The organism is Arthrobacter sp. 01N444 (assembly GCF_056399305.1).
On the sequence record NZ_JBFTRB010000001.1, the window covers coordinates 378,617 to 399,090 of the forward strand.

General features: G+C 64.4%; 20 protein-coding genes and 2 tRNA genes. 9 read left to right on the forward strand and 13 right to left on the reverse strand.

What is annotated here, in order from left to right; translation table 11 throughout:
- Positions 1 to 5 precede the first annotated feature (5 nt).
- A complete protein-coding gene (locus tag AC1DKN_RS01785; RefSeq protein ID WP_026538031.1) occupies positions 6 to 551 on the reverse strand; it encodes a peptidylprolyl isomerase in 546 nt (181 codons plus the stop codon).
- Between the two features lie 155 nt (positions 552 to 706).
- On the opposite strand from AC1DKN_RS01785, the gene AC1DKN_RS01790 reads away from it, so the two are divergent.
- Entirely contained in the window at positions 707 to 1,705 is a 999-nt protein-coding gene (locus AC1DKN_RS01790; RefSeq protein WP_476870305.1) for a hypothetical protein, read from the forward strand.
- Positions 1,706 to 1,893: 188 nt separating this feature from the next.
- On the forward strand, positions 1,894 to 2,766 hold the full coding sequence (locus AC1DKN_RS01795) for a glycosyltransferase family 2 protein (RefSeq protein WP_223914864.1): 873 nt from the start codon (positions 1,894 to 1,896) through the stop codon (positions 2,764 to 2,766).
- 54 nt (positions 2,767 to 2,820) lie between these two features.
- Here the strand turns inward: AC1DKN_RS01795 and AC1DKN_RS01800 are convergent, their stop codons facing one another.
- Complete coding sequence (locus AC1DKN_RS01800) at positions 2,821 to 3,750, reverse strand: DMT family transporter (protein ID WP_476850708.1); 930 nt, start codon at positions 3,748 to 3,750, stop codon at positions 2,821 to 2,823.
- A 131-nt stretch (positions 3,751 to 3,881) separates the two neighbouring features.
- Between AC1DKN_RS01800 and AC1DKN_RS01805 the strand changes: the two genes are divergently transcribed.
- A complete protein-coding gene (locus tag AC1DKN_RS01805; RefSeq protein ID WP_230006371.1) occupies positions 3,882 to 4,250 on the forward strand; it encodes a cupin domain-containing protein in 369 nt (122 codons plus the stop codon).
- Positions 4,251 to 4,308: 58 nt separating this feature from the next.
- Here AC1DKN_RS01805 and AC1DKN_RS01810 read toward each other — a convergent pair.
- The 11 genes from AC1DKN_RS01810 to dnaA form a co-directional block, all read right to left on the reverse strand.
- Positions 4,309 to 4,384 (reverse strand) — tRNA-Ala (locus AC1DKN_RS01810).
- Between the two features lie 72 nt (positions 4,385 to 4,456).
- Positions 4,457 to 4,579: a DLW-39 family protein gene (locus AC1DKN_RS01815; protein WP_308288829.1), complete on the reverse strand. Its 123-nt coding sequence runs from the start codon at positions 4,577 to 4,579 to the stop codon at positions 4,457 to 4,459.
- A 63-nt stretch (positions 4,580 to 4,642) separates the two neighbouring features.
- Positions 4,643 to 4,716: transfer RNA gene (locus AC1DKN_RS01820), tRNA-Ile, on the reverse strand.
- 98 nt (positions 4,717 to 4,814) lie between these two features.
- Positions 4,815 to 5,447, reverse strand: coding sequence for a DUF3566 domain-containing protein (locus AC1DKN_RS01825; RefSeq protein ID WP_243178157.1), 633 nt, complete (start codon positions 5,445 to 5,447; stop codon positions 4,815 to 4,817).
- Positions 5,444 to 8,182, reverse strand: coding sequence for a DNA gyrase subunit A (gene gyrA, locus AC1DKN_RS01830; protein WP_476850707.1), 2,739 nt, complete (start codon positions 8,180 to 8,182; stop codon positions 5,444 to 5,446). The genes AC1DKN_RS01825 and gyrA overlap by 4 nt, the downstream gene beginning before the upstream one ends.
- 61 nt (positions 8,183 to 8,243) lie before the next feature.
- Positions 8,244 to 10,343, reverse strand: coding sequence for a DNA topoisomerase (ATP-hydrolyzing) subunit B (gyrB, locus tag AC1DKN_RS01835; protein ID WP_374706707.1), 2,100 nt, complete (start codon positions 10,341 to 10,343; stop codon positions 8,244 to 8,246).
- Positions 10,344 to 10,757: 414 nt separating this feature from the next.
- Positions 10,758 to 11,315 (reverse strand): DciA family protein, encoded by a 558-nt coding sequence (locus AC1DKN_RS01840; RefSeq protein ID WP_223914868.1) that lies wholly within the window; start codon positions 11,313 to 11,315, stop codon positions 10,758 to 10,760.
- Complete coding sequence (gene recF, locus AC1DKN_RS01845) at positions 11,312 to 12,538, reverse strand: DNA replication/repair protein RecF (RefSeq protein WP_476870306.1); 1,227 nt, start codon at positions 12,536 to 12,538, stop codon at positions 11,312 to 11,314. The genes AC1DKN_RS01840 and recF overlap by 4 nt, the downstream gene beginning before the upstream one ends.
- Positions 12,539 to 12,583: 45 nt before the next feature.
- On the reverse strand, positions 12,584 to 13,468 hold the full coding sequence (gnd, locus tag AC1DKN_RS01850) for a phosphogluconate dehydrogenase (NAD(+)-dependent, decarboxylating) (protein ID WP_476870346.1): 885 nt from the start codon (positions 13,466 to 13,468) through the stop codon (positions 12,584 to 12,586).
- A gap of 99 nt (positions 13,469 to 13,567) precedes the next feature.
- On the reverse strand, positions 13,568 to 14,692 hold the full coding sequence (dnaN, locus tag AC1DKN_RS01855; protein WP_018775670.1) for a DNA polymerase III subunit beta: 1,125 nt from the start codon (positions 14,690 to 14,692) through the stop codon (positions 13,568 to 13,570).
- A 585-nt stretch (positions 14,693 to 15,277) separates the two neighbouring features.
- On the reverse strand, positions 15,278 to 16,699 hold the full coding sequence (gene dnaA, locus AC1DKN_RS01860) for a chromosomal replication initiator protein DnaA (protein ID WP_018775671.1): 1,422 nt from the start codon (positions 16,697 to 16,699) through the stop codon (positions 15,278 to 15,280).
- Between the two features lie 463 nt (positions 16,700 to 17,162).
- Here dnaA and rpmH point away from each other — a divergent pair, with 463 nt between their 5' ends.
- The 6 genes from rpmH to rsmG are packed head-to-tail and all read left to right on the forward strand — an operon-like array spanning position 17,163 to position 20,390.
- Positions 17,163 to 17,300 (forward strand): 50S ribosomal protein L34, encoded by a 138-nt coding sequence (rpmH, locus tag AC1DKN_RS01865; protein WP_003800212.1) that lies wholly within the window; start codon positions 17,163 to 17,165, stop codon positions 17,298 to 17,300.
- Positions 17,301 to 17,341: 41 nt separating this feature from the next.
- On the forward strand, positions 17,342 to 17,752 hold the full coding sequence (gene rnpA / locus AC1DKN_RS01870) for a ribonuclease P protein component (protein WP_079552763.1): 411 nt from the start codon (positions 17,342 to 17,344) through the stop codon (positions 17,750 to 17,752).
- A complete protein-coding gene (yidD, locus tag AC1DKN_RS01875; RefSeq protein ID WP_476870307.1) occupies positions 17,745 to 18,140 on the forward strand; it encodes a membrane protein insertion efficiency factor YidD in 396 nt (131 codons plus the stop codon). The genes rnpA and yidD overlap by 8 nt, the downstream gene beginning before the upstream one ends.
- Positions 18,141 to 18,155: 15 nt before the next feature.
- On the forward strand, positions 18,156 to 19,133 hold the full coding sequence (yidC, locus tag AC1DKN_RS01880; protein WP_230009109.1) for a membrane protein insertase YidC: 978 nt from the start codon (positions 18,156 to 18,158) through the stop codon (positions 19,131 to 19,133).
- Entirely contained in the window at positions 19,133 to 19,723 is a 591-nt protein-coding gene (locus AC1DKN_RS01885) for a Jag family protein (RefSeq protein WP_230009108.1), read from the forward strand. The genes yidC and AC1DKN_RS01885 overlap by 1 nt, the downstream gene beginning before the upstream one ends.
- A gap of 16 nt (positions 19,724 to 19,739) precedes the next feature.
- A complete protein-coding gene (gene rsmG / locus AC1DKN_RS01890) occupies positions 19,740 to 20,390 on the forward strand; it encodes a 16S rRNA (guanine(527)-N(7))-methyltransferase RsmG (protein ID WP_018775676.1) in 651 nt (216 codons plus the stop codon).
- Positions 20,391 to 20,474 lie beyond the last annotated feature (84 nt).

Here is a 20,474-nt window from a genome sequence, read left to right on the forward strand (position 1 = left end):
GTGGGTTAGAGCTTTTCGATGTCAATGCTGTTAATGGTGACATCCTCGACGGGGCGGTCGCCCATGCCTGTGCGGACGCCTTCGATCGCGTCGACGACCTTCTTGGATTCGTCATCGGCGACCTCACCGAAGATGCTGTGCTTGCCCTGCAGCCAGCCGGTGGGGATGGTGGTGATGAAGAACTGCGAGCCGTTGGTGCCGCGGCCCATCTGGACGCCGGCGTTGGCCATGGCCAGCTTGTACGGCTCGTTGAAAGTCAGTTCCGGGTGGATCTCATCGTCGAACTTGTAGCCCGGTCCACCGGTGCCGCGGCCCAGCGGATCGCCGGCCTGGATCATGAAGTCCTTGATGATGCGGTGGAAGATGGTGCCGTTGTAGAGCGGCGTGCCGGTCTTGTCCTCGCCCGTTTCCGGGTGGGTCCAGGCCTTCTCCCCGGTGGCCAGCCCGACGAAGTTGTCGACGGTCTTCGGCGCGTGGTTGCCAAAGAGGTTGACGACGATGTCGCCGAGGCTCGTGTGGATAGTGGCTTTTGCGGTTGCGTTGGCAGTCATAGGGCCCATTCTTCCATGACGGCTACGCCCGCATAGGGCCGCACAGTCAGTTCCGCGCTGGGTGAAATCCACTGGAAATCGGCCTGAAGAATAGCCGGTGCGTTCCTAGACACGTAGGCTAACAGCAGAACCGTCACATTAATCGGGAGGTAGTTGTGAAGAAAACGGATCGTATTGCCCGTGACTTGGAGCAGTCAGTCAGCACCGGAGTAGACAGCGCCAAGGATTGGGCGGCCCCGCGGGTTGAGGCTGCCGTGAACTGGGCTGTTCCCCGCCTGCAGCACGGACTGGACACCGCCTCTCCCAAGATCCAGGAGGGCCTCAAGTCGGCGGCCCACAATCTGGCCGGCGGCGTTGCCACTGTCACTCCCCGCCTTCAGGATGGCCTGGCTCAGCTGGCGCCGAGGATCCACGATGCCGCGGACAGCGCTACCCCGCGCCTGCACGAAGCTGTGGACAAGGCAGCCCCGGTCATCGCCAATGCACGCGACCGGGTTGTTGTCGAGTACCTGCCCAGGCTTTCCGACCAGATCGGGCAGGCTTCCGTGGCCGTCCACCGCACGTTGGAAAACGCCCCCGCCCACGTGGACGCCGTCGCACAGAAGCTTGTTGATTCCGGTGTTGTCACCGGCGTCCAGACGCAGGCCCAGGCCGTCAAGGGACACGCCAAGAAGGCAGGCAAGAACGCCAGCAAGAACATCAAGGCGGCCGCCAATGAGGTCACCAAGACGGCTAATTCCAAGCTCGCCAAGCAGCAGAAGCCCAAGCACCGCGGCCTGCTGATCTTCGGCATCATCGCTGCCGCCGTTGCAGCCGGTGTCGCCGCCTGGCGGGCGTCCAGGCCGGTGGAGGACCCCTGGAAGGTACCGACGCCGGTAAAGCCCGCCCCCACGGCCGCCCCGGCCGGCGAATCGCTGAAGGACGCCGCCGACAAGGCCGGTTCCGCGACTGTAGCGGCAGCGGACTCCGCGGCTGAGGCATCCAAGGAGGCTTCCGATTCCGCAGCCACCGCGGCGGACAAAGCCGCGGAAACGGCCAAGGACGCCGCCGGCAACGCCGCTGAGGCCGCCGACAAGGTTGCCACCGACGCCAAAACGGCCGTACGCAACATCGCGGCCAGCCTGAACAACGGCGCAGACAAGCCCGGCAAGTAGAACCTGGCCGGCACAGGCCGGCTGAGTCGAGACCCTGCGCCGGGCAGTCCCGCTGCCGGCAGGTGACCTGCACTCTCCCAAGGAGGGATTCCGCCACGGTGCGGGATCCCTCCTTTTGTTTGACGCGGCCTCCGCAGGCACGTCACGGTCCGGCTTGAAACGCCAGGCTAGATGCTAAATTTGTGGTGATGTCACCCCATAGATCACCCCAGGATGCCTTGCTCCTTGCTCCGCCGCCGGCTGTGTCTATCGTCATCCCGGCGTACAACGAGGAAAGCGTCATCCGGCAGTGTCTGATCGCCGCGGTTTACCAGTCGGTGCCCGCCCACGAAATCATTGTGGTGGACAACCTGTCCAAGGACCGCACGGCGGAAATCGTGCGGCAGATGCAGCTGGAGTATCCGGAGAGCCCGATCATCCTGCTCAGCCAGGACCGCGACCAGGGGCTCATCCCCACACGCAATTTCGGTTTGGACCATGCCACGGGCGATATCCTCGGCCGGATCGACGCCGATTCCGTGCTGGAACCGGACTGGGTGGAGCAGGTGCAGAAGGCCTTCGCCGACGAGTCTGTGCACGCTGCGACCGGTCCGGTGGTCTATTACGACATGCCCATGCGCCGGTTCGGGCTCAAGGCCGACGACAAAATGCGCCAACTGATGCTCAGGCTTGCCAAGCACCAGTATCACTTCCTCTTCGGTTCCAACATGGCAATGCGCCGCTCGGCCTGGGAGACCATCCGCACAGAAGCCTGCCGCGACGAGCGGGACGAGATGCACGAGGACATCGATCTGTCGCTGCACCTGGCCGACCACGAGCTCCGGATCCAGTACTGGCCGCAGATGATCTCGGGCATGTCGGCCCGGCGGCTGGAGGACTCGCCGCGGGATTACCGCTACTACGTGACGCGCTTTGACCGCACCTACAAGGCCCACAACGTCAAGAAGATGGCACTGAAGGCGCCCATGGTGGTCTTCTTCTCGGTCTACTTCCCGGCGAAACTGCTCCGTGCCATCCACACGGTCAACGTTCCCCAGCCGGCCCGCCGCGGCGGCCAATAGCGGCCAATGACGGCGGCCACGCGGCCACCGGGAGATGCGGCCGCCGGGAGCGGCCTAGTCGGTGCCGAGCTCCGCCAGCCGCTCTTCACCGGCTCCCTCGCCCGTTCTCCGGGCGGAGCGTGAGCCTCGCTGCCCCAGGACCACGACGGCGAGCCCCACCAGGATCATCGCCAGCCCCGCGTAGGTTCCGGCCGGCAGCGTCTCGTCCAGGAAGGCTGCGGCCAGGAGCGCCGCTCCGGGGATTTCCAGCAGGATGATCATGGACACCAGCAGCGGGCTCATGGTCGCCAGCAGATAGTTGAACGCGGTGTGCCCCACCAGCTGTGCGCACACGGTAATGGCGAGGATCCCCAGCCAGCCGGTGGCTTCGAACCCTGCCAGCGGCTGTCCAGCCAACAGCGCCATCCCCGCCACAATCGCGGCGCACATGCCGTAGCACAGGGTCGTATAGACGCCGGTGCCCATGCTCTGCCGCGCCTTGCCTCCGGCGAGCGTGTAGATGCCCGCCAGGGCGCCGCCGGCGACGGCCAGGAGATCGCCCACAAGCGCCTCGGGCGAGGAACCCATATCAAAACCGGTGATTGTCACGACACCGCCGAAGGCGAGCCCCAGCCCTACCAGGACCGGCCAGCGGAACCGGACTCCCCGGAAGAGTTGGAAGATCGCGATCCAGCCTGACTGAAGGCACACCAGCGCCGTCGCCGCCGCGACCGACGTCAGCTGCAGGGAGGTAATGAAGCACGCGAAGTGCAGGGCCAGGGCCACCGCCGCGGCGAGCGACCAGCGGAACTCGGCTCCGGTCACCTTTCCGAACTGACGGGGGTTGCGGACCACAACCGGACCGGCCATCACGACTGCTCCAATGGCGTTGCGCCAGAAAGCGATGGCGAGGGCACTGACCGACGTGGCGCCCAGCGTGGCGGCAATGAGGGGCCCCGACGAGGCCACACCCAGCACGCCTACGGCCGCAAGTAAGAAGTTCACGCTCCAACACTAATGGGACGGACAGCAGGGGCCCTTACGGCCGCTGCTCCTTGACGGGTGCATACCGCGGTGCCAATCTTAAGGCGCGGTCTCACGTTCCGGTCTCGCCATCATCGAAGAAGGAGACCATCATGGCGTCAATGATCCGCAAGAGCCTGGACGATCCCGAAGAGACGCGCCCCGTTGCCGAGGGCATGGGTCAGGTGGATCTCGTCAACCTCGAGGCCGGCCCGGTTGGACGGGCCACCTTCCTTCCGGGCTGGAAATGGTCAGACCACGTCAAGCCGATCGCCAAAACTGACAGCTGCATGGCCAGCCATACCGGCTACACGATTTCCGGCCGCATCAAAGTCGTCATGGACGACGGCGAAGAACTCGAATTCGGGCCCGGCGACTTCGGTGTGATTCCGCCGGGCCACGACGCCTGGGTCCTCGGCGACGAGCCCTACGTGTATATCGACTGGCAAGGGATGGCGGACTACGCCAAGCCGAAGGAGTGAGTGGGGAAGGCATGAAAAAAGCCCCGGACAGCGTTTCCGCTGTCCGGGGCTTTTCCTATGGTGGAGGCACGGGGACTCGAACCCCGAACCCCCTGCTTGCAAAGCAGGTGCGCTACCAATTGCGCCATGCCCCCATAAGAAGCAACCAGACAATCATACCCTAGGTCCGGAGAGCCGGTTTCCAGCTTCCATCCCCAGATTCCGGGCTAGTCAACCGTATCGGTTGAATTGCTCCAGACCACTTTCCGGGCTTCGGATTCCTGCACTTTCCTGTAGAGGAGGACGCCTGCGACCGTGGCTGCGATAACCAGCAACTTCTTCACATGCACCCCGTTCCGGTTCTGTCATGGACGAACCTTCACTAACCTCTGCCAGAACCAGTACAGGTTCCGTGGGCGTACCAGGACTTGAACCTGGGACCTCTTCGTTATCAGCGAAGCGCTCTAACCGCCTGAGCTATACGCCCCGATGCCTCATCGGGCCGAGATATGACTGTACAGCACATCCCGGCCCGATCTCAAATCGAGGCCTTTTTCCGCGGGAATCCGCGGAAAAGTACGGGAATTAGTCGTCCGTGAGGGTCACGCCGATGCCGCCGACGAGCGTCGCGGCAATGTTGTAGAGCACCGCCGAAAGCATCGACAACGCCGTCAGCAGCACCACATTGATCACGGCGATGATGGTGGCGAATGAAGCCACCTGGCCCAGGGATGCCACCTTCTTCAATTCGAAGCCGCCGCCTTCAGAGCCCGCGAGGGTCCCGAGCAGGCTGTCCACCTGGTCAAAGATCCCGGTCAGGTCCAGGACGGTCCAGAGCACGATCGCCGCCACGACGGTGACGATTCCCAGCGCTACGGAGAGCAGGAAGGCCATTTTCAGCACGGACCAGGGGTCCACCTTGCTGACCAGCAGCCGGGCACGGCGCACCTTGGCCTTGGGAGCGGGCTTGATCAGCCCGGCAGTGCCTTGCCCGCCGGACTGGGCGGGGCGCTGCCCCGGGACGGCTGGGCGCTGGCCGGGGACCGTGGGGCGCTGGCCGGGTGCGGCGGGCCGCTGGCCCGTTCCCGTGGCTGCGCCGGACACGCCGGGGCGCTGCTGCGGACGCGAGGGGGCGCCTACGCGCGGTGCGGCGGCGGGCTGCCGCACTCCGCTCGGCACGCCGCTGCTCGGCTTGGGATATGAGTCGGAATTACTCACTCGTTACCTCCGGTATTGTCTTCGTCCAGCTCGGCATTGCCTGATGACTCATCTGACTCCGGGGCCGGTACTGATTCTGCCGCTGCGGACTCCTCATGCAGTCCGCCATCTTCAGCCAACGTTACGTCATCGGGCGTGGATGCCCGATTTTCGGTCACGTCTGCGGTATTTTCGCCGGTGTCTTCACCGGCATCTTGACCTTCGGCCGGTTCCTCGACTTCGAGCCCGCGTTCGCTGTTGCGCGCGACGGCGATGATGCGGTCGTTCTTGTCCGGCTTGGCAAAGATCACGCCCATGGTGTCGCGGCCCTTGGCCGGCACGCCGCTGACCGACGAGCGGACCACCTTGCCGCCTTCCATGACCACCAGGACTTCGTCTTCCTCGTTGACAATGAGGGCCCCGACGAGGTGGCCGCGTTCTTCCTGGTACTTGCCCACCTTGATGCCAAGGCCGCCGCGGCCCTGGAGGCGGTATTCCTCCACAGCGGTCCGCTTGGCGAAGCCGCCTTCGGTGACAATGAAGACAAACGAACCGTCCTGCACGACGTCGGCCGCCAGCAGTTCGTCGTCCTCGCGGAACTTCATGCCGGTCACGCCCGAGGTGGCACGGCCCATCGGGCGCAGCGCATCGTCCGTCGCGGTGAAGCGGACGGACTGGCCCTTGCGGGAGACCAGCATGAGGTCATCGGTCTCGGACACCAGCTGGGCCGAGACAAGCTCATCGCCGTCGCGCAGGTTGATGGCGATGACGCCGGCGGACCGGTTGGTGTCGTAGTCCTCCAGACGGGTCTTTTTGACGAGGCCGCGTTTGGTGGCGAGCACCAGGTACGGGGCGTGCTGGTAGTCGCGCAGGTCCAGCACCTGGGCGATGTGCTCGTCCGGCTGGAACGCCATCAGGTTTGCCACGTGCTGGCCCTTGGCGTCGCGGCCGGCTTCCACGAGCTCGTACGCCTTGGCGCGGTAGACCCGGCCCAGGTTGGTGAAGAAGAGCAGCCAGTGGTGGGTGGTGGTGACGAAGAAGTGTTCGACGACGTCGTCGCCGCGCAGCTGCGCGCCCTTGATGCCCTTGCCGCCGCGCTGCTGCGAGCGGTAGTTGTCGCTGCGGGTGCGCTTGACGTAGCCGCCGCGGGTAATGGTGACGACCATTTCCTCCTCGGGGATCAGATCCTCGATGGACATGTCGCCGTCGTAGCCCAGCAGGACCTTGGTGCGGCGGTCATCGCCGTGCTTGGCCACGATCTCCGAGAGTTCGGTGCTGATGATCTCGCGCTGGCGCTCCTCCGAGGCCAGGATCGAGTTGTATTCGACGATCAGGGCCTCAAGTTCGGCGTGCTTGTCCTGGATCTTCTGGCGCTCCAAGGCGGCGAGCCGGCGCAGCTGCATGTCCAGGATGGCCCGGGCCTGCACCTCGTCGATGTCCAGCAGCTCCATCAGCCCGTCGCGGGCCGCTTCGGTGGTGGTGGACGCACGGATCAGGGCAATGACCTCATCGAGCGCATCCAGCGCCTTGAGAAGGGCCCGCAGGATGTGCGCTTCCTCCTCCGCCTTCCGCAACCGGTACCGGGTGCGGCGGGCAATGACGTCCATCTGGTGCGTGACCCAGTGCCGGATGAAGGCATCGAGGCTGAGCGTGCGCGGCACGCCGTCGACGATCGCGAGCATGTTGGCGGCGAAGTTGTCCTGCAGCTGGGTGTGCTTGTAGAGGTTGTTCAGCACCACCTTGGCCACGGCGTCGCGCTTGAGCACGATCACCAGTCGCTGGCCGGTGCGGCCCGAGGTCTCGTCGCGGAGGTCGGCGATGCCGGAGATCTTGCCGTCCTTGACGAGTTCGGCGATCTTGATGGCCAGGTTGTCCGGGTTGGCCTGGTACGGCAGCTCGGTGACCACCAGGCACGTGCGGCCCTGGAGTTCCTCGACGTTGACCACGGCGCGCATCGTGATGGAGCCGCGGCCCGTGCGGTAGGCGTCCTCGATGCCCTTGTGGCCCAGGATCGTGGCGCCGGTCGGGAAGTCCGGTCCCTTGACGCGCTGGATCAGCTCTTCGAGCAGCTCTTCGCGGCTGGCGGTCGGGTTGGCCAAGTACCACTGCACACCGTCGGCGACCTCACGGAGGTTGTGCGGCGGGATGTTGGTGGCCATGCCGACGGCGATGCCCGAGGAACCGTTCACCAGCAGGTTCGGGAACCGGGCCGGCAGGATGGTCGGCTCCTGGTTCTTGCCGTCGTAGTTGTCCTGGAAGTCGACGGTTTCCTCGTCGATGTCCCGGACCATCTCCATGGCCAGCGGCGCCATCTTGGTTTCGGTGTACCGCGGGGCGGCCGCGCCGTCGTTGCCGGGCGAGCCGAAGTTGCCCTGGCCCAGTGCCAGCGGGTAGCGCATGGTCCAGTCCTGGATCAGGCGGACCAGGGCGTCGTAGATCGCGGTGTCGCCGTGCGGGTGGTACTGGCCCATGACCTCGCCCACCACGCGGGCACACTTGTTGAAGGAGCGTTCCGGGCGGTAGCCGCCGTCGAACATCGCATAGAGCACGCGGCGGTGGACGGGCTTGAGGCCGTCGCGGACATCCGGCAGGGCACGGCCCACGATCACAGCCATGGCGTAGTCGAGGTAGGAGCGCTGCATTTCGGTCTGCAGGTCCACCTGCTCGACGCGGTCGGTCAGTACGTCGCCATCGAGGATGGCGCCTTCAAGGACGGGCTCGGAGCCGGCCGGCACCTCTGGTGTTTCGTCACTCATAGTCTATATTTTCCGTTTCAGGTATATATCAGTCCGGGCATATTCGGGGCTTGACTGCCCTCTAGATGTCCAGGAACCGAACGTCCTTGGCGTTCTGCTGAATGAAGTTTCGGCGCGATTCAACGTCCTCGCCCATCAGGACCGAGAAGATCTGGTCCGCCGCCAGGGCATCGTCCATCGTCACCTGCAGCAGGGTCCGGTGGTCCGGGTCCATGGTGGTGTCCCACAGTTCCGTGTAGTCCATTTCACCGAGGCCCTTGTAGCGCTGAATGCCGTTGTCCTTGGGGATGCGGCGGCCGGCGGCCTGGCCCGAGAGCAGCTTCGCGTCGCGTTCACGGTCGCTGTAGACGTAGTCGTGCGGGGCATTGGACCACTTGATCCGGTACAGCGGCGGCTGCGCGAGGTAGACGTAGCCGTTTTCGATCAGCGGGCGCATGTAGCGGAACAGCAGCGTCATCAGCAGCGTCGTGATGTGCTGGCCGTCGACGTCGGCATCGGCCATGAGCACGATCTTGTGGTAGCGCAGCTTGGCGATGTCGAAGTCCTCGCCAATGCCGGTGCCGAATGCCGTGATCATGGACTGGACCTCCGCATTGCCGAGCGCCTTGTCCAGCCGGGCACGCTCGACGTTCAGGATCTTGCCGCGCAGCGGCAGGATGGCCTGGGTCTCCGGGTTGCGGCCGCGCTTGGCGGAGCCGCCGGCCGAGTCACCCTCCACGATGTAGACCTCGCACCTCTCCGGGTTCTTCGAGGAGCAGTCGGACAGCTTGCCGGGCATGCCGAAGGATTCCAGCGGGCTCTTGCGGCGGGCGTTGTCCCGGGCCTTCCGGGCGGCCATGCGCGCCTGGGCTGCGGAGATGGCCTTGCGGATGACGTCCCGGGCGGGGCCGGGGTTGCGCTCGAGCCAGTCGCCCAGGCCGTCGGTGACAACGCGCTGGACAAAGCCCTTGACCTCGGAGTTGCCGAGCTTGGTCTTGGTCTGGCCCTCGAACTGCGGTTCGGAGAGCTTCACGGAAATGACTGCCGTCAGGCCCTCGCGGATGTCGTCCCCGGTGAGGTTGTCTTCCTTTTCCTTGATGATGTTCTTCTCCCGCGCATAGCGGTTGATGAGTGAAGTCATCGCGGCGCGGAAACCCTCTTCGTGGGTGCCGCCCTCGTGCGTGTTGATCGTGTTGGCGTAGGTGTGGACGCTTTCGGAGTACGCGTTGGTCCACTGCATCGCCATTTCCAGGGCAATGTGCCGTTCCGTGTCCTCGGTTTCGAAGGCGATGACGTCCTCGTGGACCACATCAACCTTCTTGCCGGAGTTCAGGTGCTTGACGTAGTCCAGCAGGCCGTCGTCGTACTGGTAGACCACGGTGTGGAATTCCGCGGCGATCTCACCTTCGGTGGGGACGGTGTCCAGGTCCAGGTCGTCGTCCTCGGACGACTCCTCCGGAGCGCGGCGCTCGTCCGTCAACGTGATGCGCAGGCCCTTGTTGAGGAATGCCATCTGCTGGAAGCGGGCCCGCAGTGTCTCGAAGTCGAAGTCGGTGCTCTCGAAGATGCTGGCATCGGGGTAGAACGTCTGGGTGGTGCCGGTCTCGGTGGTTTCCTCGCCCTCGACCAGGCCGCCTTGCGGCTTGCCGCCGTCAGCGAAAGACATCCGCCAGACGTGTCCCTGGCGGCGGACCTCGGTGTCGACCCGGCTGGAGAGTGCGTTGACCACCGAAATGCCGACGCCGTGCAGGCCGCCGGAGACAGCATATCCGCCGCCGCCGAACTTGCCGCCGGCGTGCAGGATCGTCATGACGACTTCCACGGTGGGCTTGTGCTCGGTGGGGTGCATGTCCACGGGGATGCCGCGGCCGTTGTCGACCACCTTGACCCCGCCGTCGGCCTGCAGCACGATTTCGATGTGCGTGCAGTAGCCGGCCAGGGCCTCGTCCACCGAGTTGTCCACCACTTCATAGACCAGGTGGTGCAGGCCGCGGGGGCCGGTGGAGCCGATGTACATGCCGGGACGTTTCCGGACAGCTTCCAGGCCTTCAAGTACGGTGATGTCGCTGGCGCCGTATTCGCGCGATGTCGCGGTCCCCGACGGCGCCGCCACCGCAGCCTCTTGTTCCACCGCTTCCGCTACGTCTTCCACTGCCGGGATCTCTGCATTGTCGTTAGCCACAGGCGCTTTCGACTCCTCTATGTTCGTTGAAGGCCGGCGGTTGCCCCTTCCGTGGAAAAGGCTCCTGCCAACAGGCACGTCACTGACGACGCCGGGTGTTTCCGCTGACTTGGGGATCCCGTCCGCCGCACGCTGAAATTGCGTCGGAAACGGACTCAGTCAACGCTTCACCGGCGCCCAGTTATCTACACCGATTCTATCGTGTTATAGGGGCCAAACTTGCATTCCAGGGCGCCAAACGGGCGGGAAAGTGCCGCTGGGAGGGCGCTGGCTCCCCCTGCAAGGCTTTCGGGGTCCAGCCCTAGGGTTCCTATACGACTCCGGGAGGTTCAAGCGCCCTACACGCCGCTTGCGGATTTTTCAAGGGTTTTTGCAAGAAGTGCTTCAGATCCGGTGCCCGCCATTGGGCCGGGGCTATCCGTACGTGTCGCGGGGACCCCGGCCGTTGACCGTCCGGAGGCCCTTGCGCCAGCTCGGGGCGGCGGGTCCGAGCACCTGGATGCTGGTGACGACGCCATCGCCAAGCTCGGTCCGAAATTTTTCCAGCAGGCTGCTGCTGAGCAGCCGCAGCTGGGTTGCCCAAGCCGTGGAATCGGTCCGCACATGCAAGGTGGTGTCGGTAAAACTCTCGGGAGTGCAGTGCGCCGAGATCTCCGGGCCCACCAGCACGGCCCACTGCGCCATGACGGACCCGACGGCCACCGGCGAGCTCCAGCCGCGTTCGGCCACGAGGCGTCCCACGACTTTTCCGAGGCCCAACGGATCCCTGCCGGTACCGTGGAATTGGGAGAACCCGCGGGTTCCAGCGCTGCGGGCAGGCTTTTGGGTACTGCCGGGCCGCGGCGGCGCCTTTCGGCGGATTTCGCCCCGGGCCGCGGCGGCGTCGCGCATCCGGTTCAATGCGGCCTGCGCGGCATCGATATCGTCGGGGTCACGGCCGGGCTGCAGGCCGCCGTCGGTATCCTTATTCATCGATTTTCCTGCTCATCGATTCCTCCCGGGATGACCTTCACCCGCCGTCCGGTCAGCTCTGCCGGGATATCGTCCTCGACGGCGGCAGTGACCAGCACTTGCTCGGCGCCGGATACTATTGCCGCCAGTTTACGCCGCCGCTGGACGTCGAGTTCGGCAAAGACATCGTCCAGAATCAGGATCGGGGGCGAGCCGCCCGTGCGGGCATCGTCGAGCATGACGTAGTAGGAGGCCAGGCGCAGGGACAGGCACATGGACCAGGTTTCCCCGTGGGAGGCGTAGCCCTTGGCCGGCGCCGATCCAAGCACGAGCTCAAGTTCGTCGCGGTGTGGCCCGACCAGCGAAATTCCCCGTTCCAGTTCCTTGCGCCGGGCTGCGGCGAAGGCCTGGATGTAGCGGTCGGTGAGCTGCTCGACGGAGAGCAGGCGCAGGTCTTCCGCCGGCGCGGCCTCATCGGCTGCGGTTCCGTCCGCAGGCCTGGAATCCGCTGGTCCTGAGGTGGCGCCGTCGTCGTCCAGGCTGTCCTGCAGCGAGGAACGGTACACCGCAGAGGCCTCCTTGGAGCCGTCGGTCAGCTGCGCGTAGGCGTTTTTCAGGTGCGGTTGCAGCCGGTCCACCAGCTCCAGGCGCGCGTGCAGCAGCTCAGCCCCGGCCCGGGCCATGTGCTGGTCCCAGACATCGAGCGTTGCCTCGTGGCCGGTGCTGAATTTTCCGGCGCGGGCCGACTTGAGCAGCGCGTTGCGCTGCTTCAGGACCCGGTCATAGTCGCTCCTGGTCGCGGCGTGGCGCGGCATGAGGCTGACCAGGAGCTCGTCCAGAAACCGGCGGCGGCTGGACGGATCGCCCTTGACCAGCGCCAGGTCCTCCGGCGCGAAGAGCACCGTCTGGCAGATCCCGAGCAGGTCCCTGGCACGGACCGGATTGCTCCGGTTGATTCGGCCGCGGTTGGCCCGGCCCGCGTTGATTTCCAGCTCCAGCACGGTGGACTGCTCGCCACGGACCAGCTTGGCCCGGATCATGGCCCGCTCGGCACCGAACCGCAACAGCGGCGCGTCCGTGCTGACCCGGTGCGAGTTGAGCGTGGCCAGATACCCGATCGCTTCCATCAGATTGGTCTTGCCGATGCCGTTGGAACCCACCAGCACGGTGACTCCGGGCTCAAGGCTGAGATCGACCTGGGCGTAGCTGCGGAAATCGGTGAGCGAGAGCTTTTCTAGGTACACGCGGGATTCAGGACTTCACAGGCAGGATCAAGTGGCCGGGCAGGATTATTTGGCCGGCCGCGTCGCGTGGCCGCCGAACTGGTGGCGCAGCGCGGACACCATCTTCATGGCCGGCGAATTGTCCTCGCGGGAGGAGAACCTGGCGAACAGCGCAGCCGTGATCGCCGGGGCCGGCACCGCGTTGGCAATGGCCTCCTCGACGGTCCAGCGGCCTTCGCCCGAATCCTCGACGTAGTCGGAGATCGATTCCAGTCCGGGATCCTCGTCAAGGGCCTTGACCATGAGGTCCAGGAGCCAGGAGCGGACAACCGTCCCCTTCTGCCAGGCCCGGAATGTCCCGGGAAGATCGGCGACGATCTCCTTGGCGGCCAGGAGCTCGTACCCCTCGGCGTAAGCCTGCATCAGGCCATATTCGATTCCGTTGTGGACCATTTTGGCGTAGTGGCCGGCGCCGACGCCGCCGACGTGCACAAAGCTGTCGGCCCGCTCACCTGCGGGACGGAGCGCATCGAAGACGGGGAGTGCCCGTTCGATGTCCGCGGCATCGCCGCCCGCCATCAGGCCGTAACCGTTCTGGAGGCCCCAGACCCCGCCGGACACGCCGCAGTCCGCAAAGCGGATTCCCTTTTCGGCCAGCGCGGCACCGTGCTTCTGGTCTTCCGTGAAGCGGGAGTTGCCGCCGTCGATCACGAGGTCACCGGCGTCGAGCTTGGTGCCCAGTTCGGTGATCACGGCGTCGGTAATCTCGCCCGAGGGGACCATGACCCAGATCAGGCGCGGCGCCGGGACGGCGGAGATGAGTTCGTCCAGGGTGGCGACGTCGGCAACGTCGGGGTTGCGGTCAAACCCGGTGACCTCGATCCCGCCGTTGCGCAGCCGTTCACGCATGTTGAAGCCCATTTTTCCAAGGCCGATTAGTCCGATGTGCACGGGGATGAACTCTTTTCTGCGCTGGGGTGCTTCGTTGGAGACGGCCGTGATGGCCCGCAGGTGCCGTGCTCCGGAGGTCCGGGGCACGGCAATGACGGGCTAGTTGGGCAGCCGGACGGGCATGACGAGGTAGCGGTAGTCGCCCTGGTCCTCGCCCTCGGCGTCCTGCTGGGCAGTGATCATGGCCGGCTTGGGTGCGGTGGTGAAGGAGAACCGCACAAACTTGGTTTCGATGACGCTGAGGCCCTCGATCAGGTAGTGCGGGTTGAAGGCCACGGTGATGTCTTCACCGGACAGCTGGGCTTCGAGCTCTTCGGAGGCCTGGGCGTCCTCGCCGGTGCCGGCGTCCAGGTGCAGCTGGCCCTGGGTGAACGCGAGCCGGACAGGCGTGTTGCGTTCGGCCACGAGCGAGACGCGGCGCACGGCTTCGACCAGTTCCTGGGTCTGCACGGTGGCGTGGATGGGGGTCGAATCCGGGAAGAGCGAACGGATCTTCGGGTAGTCGCCGTCGACCAGGAGTGAAGTGGTGGTCCTGCCGCCGCTCTCGAAGCCGATCAGCCGGCTGTCGTCGTCGGCGAGGGCGATGTTGATGTCGCCGCTGCTGCCCAGGGTCTTCGCCACTTCGTTGAGGGTCTTGGCCTTGACCAGGGCGCTCGTGGAGATGCCCGGCGTCGCAGGCTTCCAGGGGACTTCCCGCATGGCCAGGCGGTAGCGGTCGGTGGCCAGGAGGGTGATGAGGTCGTCCTCGATTTCCATCCGCACGCCGGTCAGGATCGGCAGGGTGTCGTCCTTGCTGGCCGCGATGATCACCTGGGATACGGCTTGGGCGAACGAATCGCCGGGCACGGTGCCGCTGATCGTCGGCAGGGCCGGCAGCGGCGGGTATTCAGCCTCGGGCATCGTGGCCAGGTGGAAGCTGCTTCGGCGGCAGGTGAGCGTCACTTTGTTGCCGTCGGTTTCGACCTCGACGGGGGCGGACGGCAGGCTGCGGCAGATGTCCGCGAGCAGGCGGCCCGATACCAGGATAGTGCCCTCGGCGCTGATGTCAGCGGGGATTTCGAGCCTCGCGGAGGTCTCGTAGTCGAAGCTCGACAGGCTGACGGTACCGGCTTCAGCTTTCAGGAGCAGGCCCGAAAGTACGGGAACGGGCGGCCGCGGAGACAACGACCGGGCGGTCCATGTCACGGCTTCTGCCAGGACGTCCCGTTCGACTCTGAACTTCACGGAAGGGTGCCGCCTTTCATTGCTGCTGTTAGTGCTGAAAATCGCTGAAACTGCTCGAGCTGCGGCGGACCTCGGCAGGGACGCCGAATTCCGTCAACAAGGGAATCGTCCGCCCACCCGGGCCCCATGGCCCGGTAGGAACCACAAAAGATGTCCGGGACGGACGCACTGCAGACAGCTTAGCCCCAAGGTGAGCGTTTCTCCCATCCCCGGGTTACATCGGTGTTGTTCGCGGGGCCGGTCTCCTGCGCCGGTCCGGAACGGGCCTGGGAGCTGCTCGGAGGTGGGAAGGAGATTGTTGTTTGAGGGAATTTCATTTTCTTGGGATTAGTAGTGTTAATAACTGCTGTGGAAACTGTGGATAACTCGATCCTGCCGTGCGAATCCGCGGTTAAGCCCTGTTCATGGACTGTGGGCGGAGCAGGTTTTAAACAGGGTGTGGATGGGGACAAGATTTTTGGCCGACTGGCCAATCCACAGGTGCCTTAAGGGTTTTAAGCCCATTAACTGCGGTTGTCCCCTTAAGTATCCACAGGGTTGTCCACAGGGCCCTGTTAATAAGGTATGAGTGCGCCGGCCGATGGCTCAGGAATTGCGCTGCTGCTGCTTGATCCGGTTGGTCAGCTCGGTCACCTGGTTGTAGATGACCCGGCGCTCGGCCATGAGTTCGCGGATCTTGCGGTCGGCGTGGATAACGGTGGTGTGGTCGCGGCCGCCCAGCTCCTGTCCGATCTTGGGCAGGGACATGTCCGTCAGCTCCCGGCACAGGTACATCGCGATCTGCCGGGCGGTCACCAGCGTGCGGGTGCGCGACTTGCTGCAGAGTTCTTCCATGCTGAGCTTGAAGTAGTCGGCTGTCTGGGTGAGGATCTGCGCCGAGGTGATTTCCTGGGCACCGTCGTCGGTGATCAGGTCCTTGAGCACCATCTCGGCCAGGGCCACATCCACCGGCTGCCGGTTCAGGCTGGCGAACGCCGTGACGCGGATGAGGGCTCCCTCAAGTTCGCGGATGTTGCTGGAAATCTTGGAGGCGATGTATTCGAGCGCATCGTCCGGCGCGGAAAGGCCCTCGCTGAGGGCCTTCTTCCGGAGGATCGCGATGCGGGTCTCCAGTTCGGGCGGCTGGATGTCGGTCAGCAGGCCCCATTCGAAGCGCGACTTCATCCGGTCCTCGAAGCCGGCGAGCAGTTTCGGCGGCTGGTCCGAGGTGATGACCACCTGCTTGTTGTTGTTGTGCAGGGCGTTGAACGTGTGGAAGAACTCCTCCAGCGTCCGGTCCTTGCCGGCCAGGAACTGGATGTCGTCGATCAGCAGCACATCCACGTTGCGGTACGTGGTCTTGAAGCTGGTGCCTTCATCGTCGCGGATGGAGTTGATGAAGTCGTTGGTGAATTCCTCGGAATTGACGTAGCGGACCCGGATCCCGCTGTAGAGCCGGCGCGCATAGTGGCCGATCGCGTGAAGCAGGTGGGTCTTGCCGAGTCCGGAGTCCCCGTAGATGAACAGCGGGTTGTAGGCCTTCGCCGGCGCCTCGGCTACTGCCACGGCGGCTGCGTGGGCGAACCGGTTGGAGGAACCGATAACGAAGGTGTCGAAGACGTACTTCGGGTTCAGCCGGCCGAATTCGTGCGAGGTGCTCGGCAGCATCGGCTGCGGCTTCAACTCCACGGTCGGGTCGGCGGCCAGGGAAAGTTCGACGGCGGGTTCGGGTTCTGTGTGCAGCGGCACCAGATCCGTGTCGACGTCGATCGCGCAGCGGATTTCGTCGGAAAACACGCTGCGGAGCGCGTCGTCGAGGGCTTCCTTGACCTGGGTCTGCAGCACTTCGCGGGTGAGCTCATTCGGAACTGCCACCAGCAGGGTGGAACCGATGAGCCCCTGCGCCTGGGCGAGGATGACGAAGCCGCGCTGCCGGGGAGAGACACGGTGGTCGTTCTCCAGGAGGCTCACTACCCGCCGCCAGGAACTTCCGACAGTGTTGGCTTGGTTGGCTTCGTCTACTGTCATCAATCAGTTCCTCAAACTTGCTGGCCTGCATTACGTGCATCCACGCGGTCCGGAGCTGTCCACCGGCCGGCTCAATCCACAGGGTTATGCACAGTCCGTGGATAAGGGGTTACTGAGACACTGTAGGGGATGAAAACGCCAGAAGATAGCTGGGTTCAGTCCTGTGGATAATTACACCGTTGTGGTTCTGAAATGGGGCGCGTGACGCACTTCATCCACAGGCTGCGCGAGCAGTTAGCCACAGGTGGGGATAGCTTGCGGAGCGGTCGCCGGTTTGACTCGGGAGGTTGGCAAGCCCTAACGTTGTGAAGTCCCATGTGTACGCTTTTCGCCTCATCTGCATCTTTCCTGACGCCCCGCGTCGTGTGAGATACGAGGGAAGCGGCACATACCAAAACTTAGCGTCGGCCAGTTCTTCCCCTTGATCGGGTGGGCGCACCTTTGATCCACTGGAGTAACTAACGTGAGCAAGCGGACTTTTCAGCCGAATAACCGCCGTCGAGCCAAGAAGCACGGCTTCCGCCTTCGTATGCGTACCCGTGCCGGCCGTGCCATCCTGGCAGCCCGTCGTGGCAAGGGCCGCACCGAACTGTCGGCCTAAATAACTGACTCGTCGGTCCATATCCCTGTGCGAGTTGAACGGTGCTAGCCACCAGGAACCGTCTGCGGACATCAACCGATTTTTCAACAACTGTACGTTCCGGTGTCCGCAATGGACGCCGGAACGTAGTGTTATATGCGGCAGCTCTCGCTGCCGATGAACCAAGCCGGATCGGATTCATCGTTTCCAAGAGTGTCGGGAACGCTGTTGTCAGGAACCTCGTTAAGAGGAGACTGAGAGAAGCCGGTGCATTGTCGTTGCAGAAATACGGCAGCGGGTTCGCCATTGTGGTCCGGGCCCTGCCCGCCGCAGCGGGAGCCAGCTGGGACCAGCTGCTCGCCGACTATGACGCCGCTTTGGAGACGACCATGAAAAGGCTGGGCAACCGCCTTTCGCAGGCTGCTTCACCAGGTTCTAACGAGACGACACAGGAAGGGACCCCGCGTGCGTAACTCAACTGCCGCCGTCGTCCCTCCTGCAAGATCCGCAGCAGCATGGTTGGCCCGGGCAGTCTGGAACTTGCCCCGCAATGTCCTCATCCTGTTGCTCCTGGCGTACCGCAAGGTGATCTCACCGCTGTACGGCCAGGTTTGCCGTTTTTTCCCCAGCTGTTCGGCCTATGCCCTTGAAGCGATCACCGTCCACGGCGCGGTGAAAGGAAGCTGGCTCGCTGCGAGGCGCCTGTTGCGCTGCCATCCATGGAATGCCGGTGGTGTGGACCATGTCCCCGCCGGGCATCGGGAATGGCCCGCGGGCCGCACCCCCACAATTGTTGTGCTGAACAATCCGGATATCTACCTGGCTGCTCAGCCTGATGGAGAAGGCCGCACTGCGGCCTGACGAATAGGGAATCGTATGGACATCTTTGGAACAATCTTGGCCCCGTTCAAATGGCTGGTCTCAGCCATCATGGTCGGCTTCCATGACGGACTCAGCGCCATTGGCATGCCGGCGGCCAGCGGCTGGACCTGGACCCTGGCCATCATCGGGCTGGTGCTGGTCATCCGCGCCGCCCTGATTCCCGTCTTCGTCAAGCAGATCAAGGCCCAGCGCGGGATGCAGCTCCTGCAGCCGGACCTGAAGAAAATGCAGGACAAGTACAAGGGCAAGACGGACCAGCTCTCCCGCCAGGCCATGGCGCAGGAACAGATGGCGCTGTACAAGAAGCACGGCACCAACCCGTTCTCCGCCTGCCTGCCCATGCTGATCCAGATGCCCTTCTTCTTTGCGCTCTTCCAGGTGCTCTCCGGCATCAGTTCGGCTAAGGCGGGCGGCCAGGGCATCGGCGCCATGAGCCCGGAACAGGTCAAGCAGTTCGACGAATCCACCATCTTCGGTGCCCCGCTCTCCGCCTCCCTGCTCCACGGCGGCGGCGGGAACCAGATGTCGGTGTGGATCCTCTCCATCGTGATGATCCTGGCCATGACGGCCTCGCAGTTCATCACGCAGAAGCAGATCATGGCCAAGAACATGTCCGAAGAGGCCCTGGCCAGCCCGTTCATGCGCCAGCAGAAAATGATGCTCTACATCCTGCCGGTCGTCTTCGGTGTGGGCGGTATTAACTTCCCCATCGGCGTCCTGATCTACTGGACCACCACCAACCTGTGGACCATGGGACAGCAGTTCTTCGTGATCCGCCGGATGCCTACGCCGGGATCGCCGGCGGCCAAGGCTCTCGCCGAGCGCCGGGCAGCCAAGGGCCTGCCCGCCCTGCCCCTTTTGGGCGGCAAGAAGGTCGACGCCGACGCCGAGGCCGAAGCCTCCGCCGCGGCCGCCGTCGAAGCCAAGACCCAGCGCGTCCAGCCGCAACGCAAGAACAGGAAGAGGAAGTAATGTCCGCCGAGAGCACCGAACACGCTATTTCCGCCGAGTTTGACGACGACCGGGACGACGCCCAGAGCGCGGCCGACGACTCGTCACAGGGTGCGGAGACCGGCACCGGCAAGAGTGTTTCCGCCAGCCGCCTCGAAGAAGAAGGCGACGTCGCTGCGGACTACCTCGAGGAACTGCTGGATATCGCGGACATTGATGGCGACATCGACATCGAGGTCCGCAACGGCCGCACCTACATCTCGATCGTCGCCGAAGAGGAAGCCGCCGGGCTGGACAGCCTGGTGGGCCGTGACGGCGAAGTCCTTGAGGCCCTCCAGGAGCTCACGCGGCTCGCGGTCCTCTCCGCGACGGAGAACCGCTCCCGCCTGGTGCTGGATATCAACGGCTACCGTGCCGAGCGCGCCGGCGACCTGCAGAAGATCGCTGAAGACGCCGTCGCCGCTGTGAAGGATTCCGGTGAGGCAGTTGCCCTGGCTCCGATGAGCGCCTACGAACGCAAGATCGTGCATGACGCCGTCGCTGATTTGGGACTCGTGAGCGAGTCCGAAGGCGAAGGCGCCGACCGGCACATCGTTGTCTCCGCAGACTGAACCGTTGACTAGCTTGATGGTTGAAATTACGGCCCCGGAACTCAAGGCAGCAGAGTCCATCTTCGGCGACCGCCTGGAACTGGCGAAACGCTACGTCGAGCACCTGGCGACGTCCGGGACCGAGCGGGGCCTGATCGGGCCCCGTGAGGTGCCGCGGCTTTGGAGCCGGCACGTGCTTAACTGCGCCGTCATTGAGAGCCAGATTGCCCACGGAAGCCATGTCGCCGACGTCGGCAGCGGCGCCGGCCTGCCGGGCCTGTGCCTGGCCATTGCGCGGCCGGATCTGGAACTGACGCTGATCGAACCACTGGAGCGCCGCGTCATCTGGCTCCAGGAGGTGGTGGATGATCTTGGCCTCGAGAACGTCACGATCATGCGCACCCGCGCCGAACTCGCAGTGGGACTCGTGAACGCCGACGTCGTGACTGCCCGCGCCGTATCCGCGCTGTCCAATCTCGCCGGGCTGACCATTCCGCTCCTGGCCGGCAAGGGAGAAGTCGTCGCCATCAAGGGACGCAGCGCCGGCGAGGAAATCGAAAAGGCCGCCAAGGTTATCCGCAAACTGGGCGGCATTCAGACGTCCGTGGTGGTGGTGGGTGAAGACCTGCTTGAGGAACCCACCACCGTTGTGCGAATCGTAGTGAACAAGCCTCAAAAGATTACCTAGCACCGGCCCCGGTGCCCGGGGAGTCTGAGGGGAAGAGGTTAGGCTAGTAACCGGCAGTAAGAGCCGAATGAGAGTGAGCGTGTC

What these genes read in the sequence shown, in the direction of transcription:
- gyrA (WP_476850707.1), bottom strand. Translation starts at nt 8,182, where the DNA reads ATGAGTGACGAAACACCAGAGGTGCCGGCCGGCTCCGAGCCCGTCCTT.
- rsmG (WP_018775676.1), top strand. Translation starts at nt 19,740, where the DNA reads ATGGTTGAAATTACGGCCCCGGAACTCAAGGCAGCAGAGTCCATCTTC.
- yidC (WP_230009109.1), top strand. Translation starts at nt 18,156, where the DNA reads ATGGACATCTTTGGAACAATCTTGGCCCCGTTCAAATGGCTGGTCTCA.
- AC1DKN_RS01785 (WP_026538031.1), bottom strand. Translation starts at nt 551, where the DNA reads ATGACTGCCAACGCAACCGCAAAAGCCACTATCCACACGAGCCTCGGC.
- dnaA (WP_018775671.1), bottom strand. Translation starts at nt 16,699, where the DNA reads ATGACAGTAGACGAAGCCAACCAAGCCAACACTGTCGGAAGTTCCTGG.
- AC1DKN_RS01885 (WP_230009108.1), top strand. Translation starts at nt 19,133, where the DNA reads ATGTCCGCCGAGAGCACCGAACACGCTATTTCCGCCGAGTTTGACGAC.
- AC1DKN_RS01805 (WP_230006371.1), top strand. Translation starts at nt 3,882, where the DNA reads ATGGCGTCAATGATCCGCAAGAGCCTGGACGATCCCGAAGAGACGCGC.
- AC1DKN_RS01840 (WP_223914868.1), bottom strand. Translation starts at nt 11,315, where the DNA reads ATGAATAAGGATACCGACGGCGGCCTGCAGCCCGGCCGTGACCCCGAC.
- AC1DKN_RS01795 (WP_223914864.1), top strand. Translation starts at nt 1,894, where the DNA reads ATGTCACCCCATAGATCACCCCAGGATGCCTTGCTCCTTGCTCCGCCG.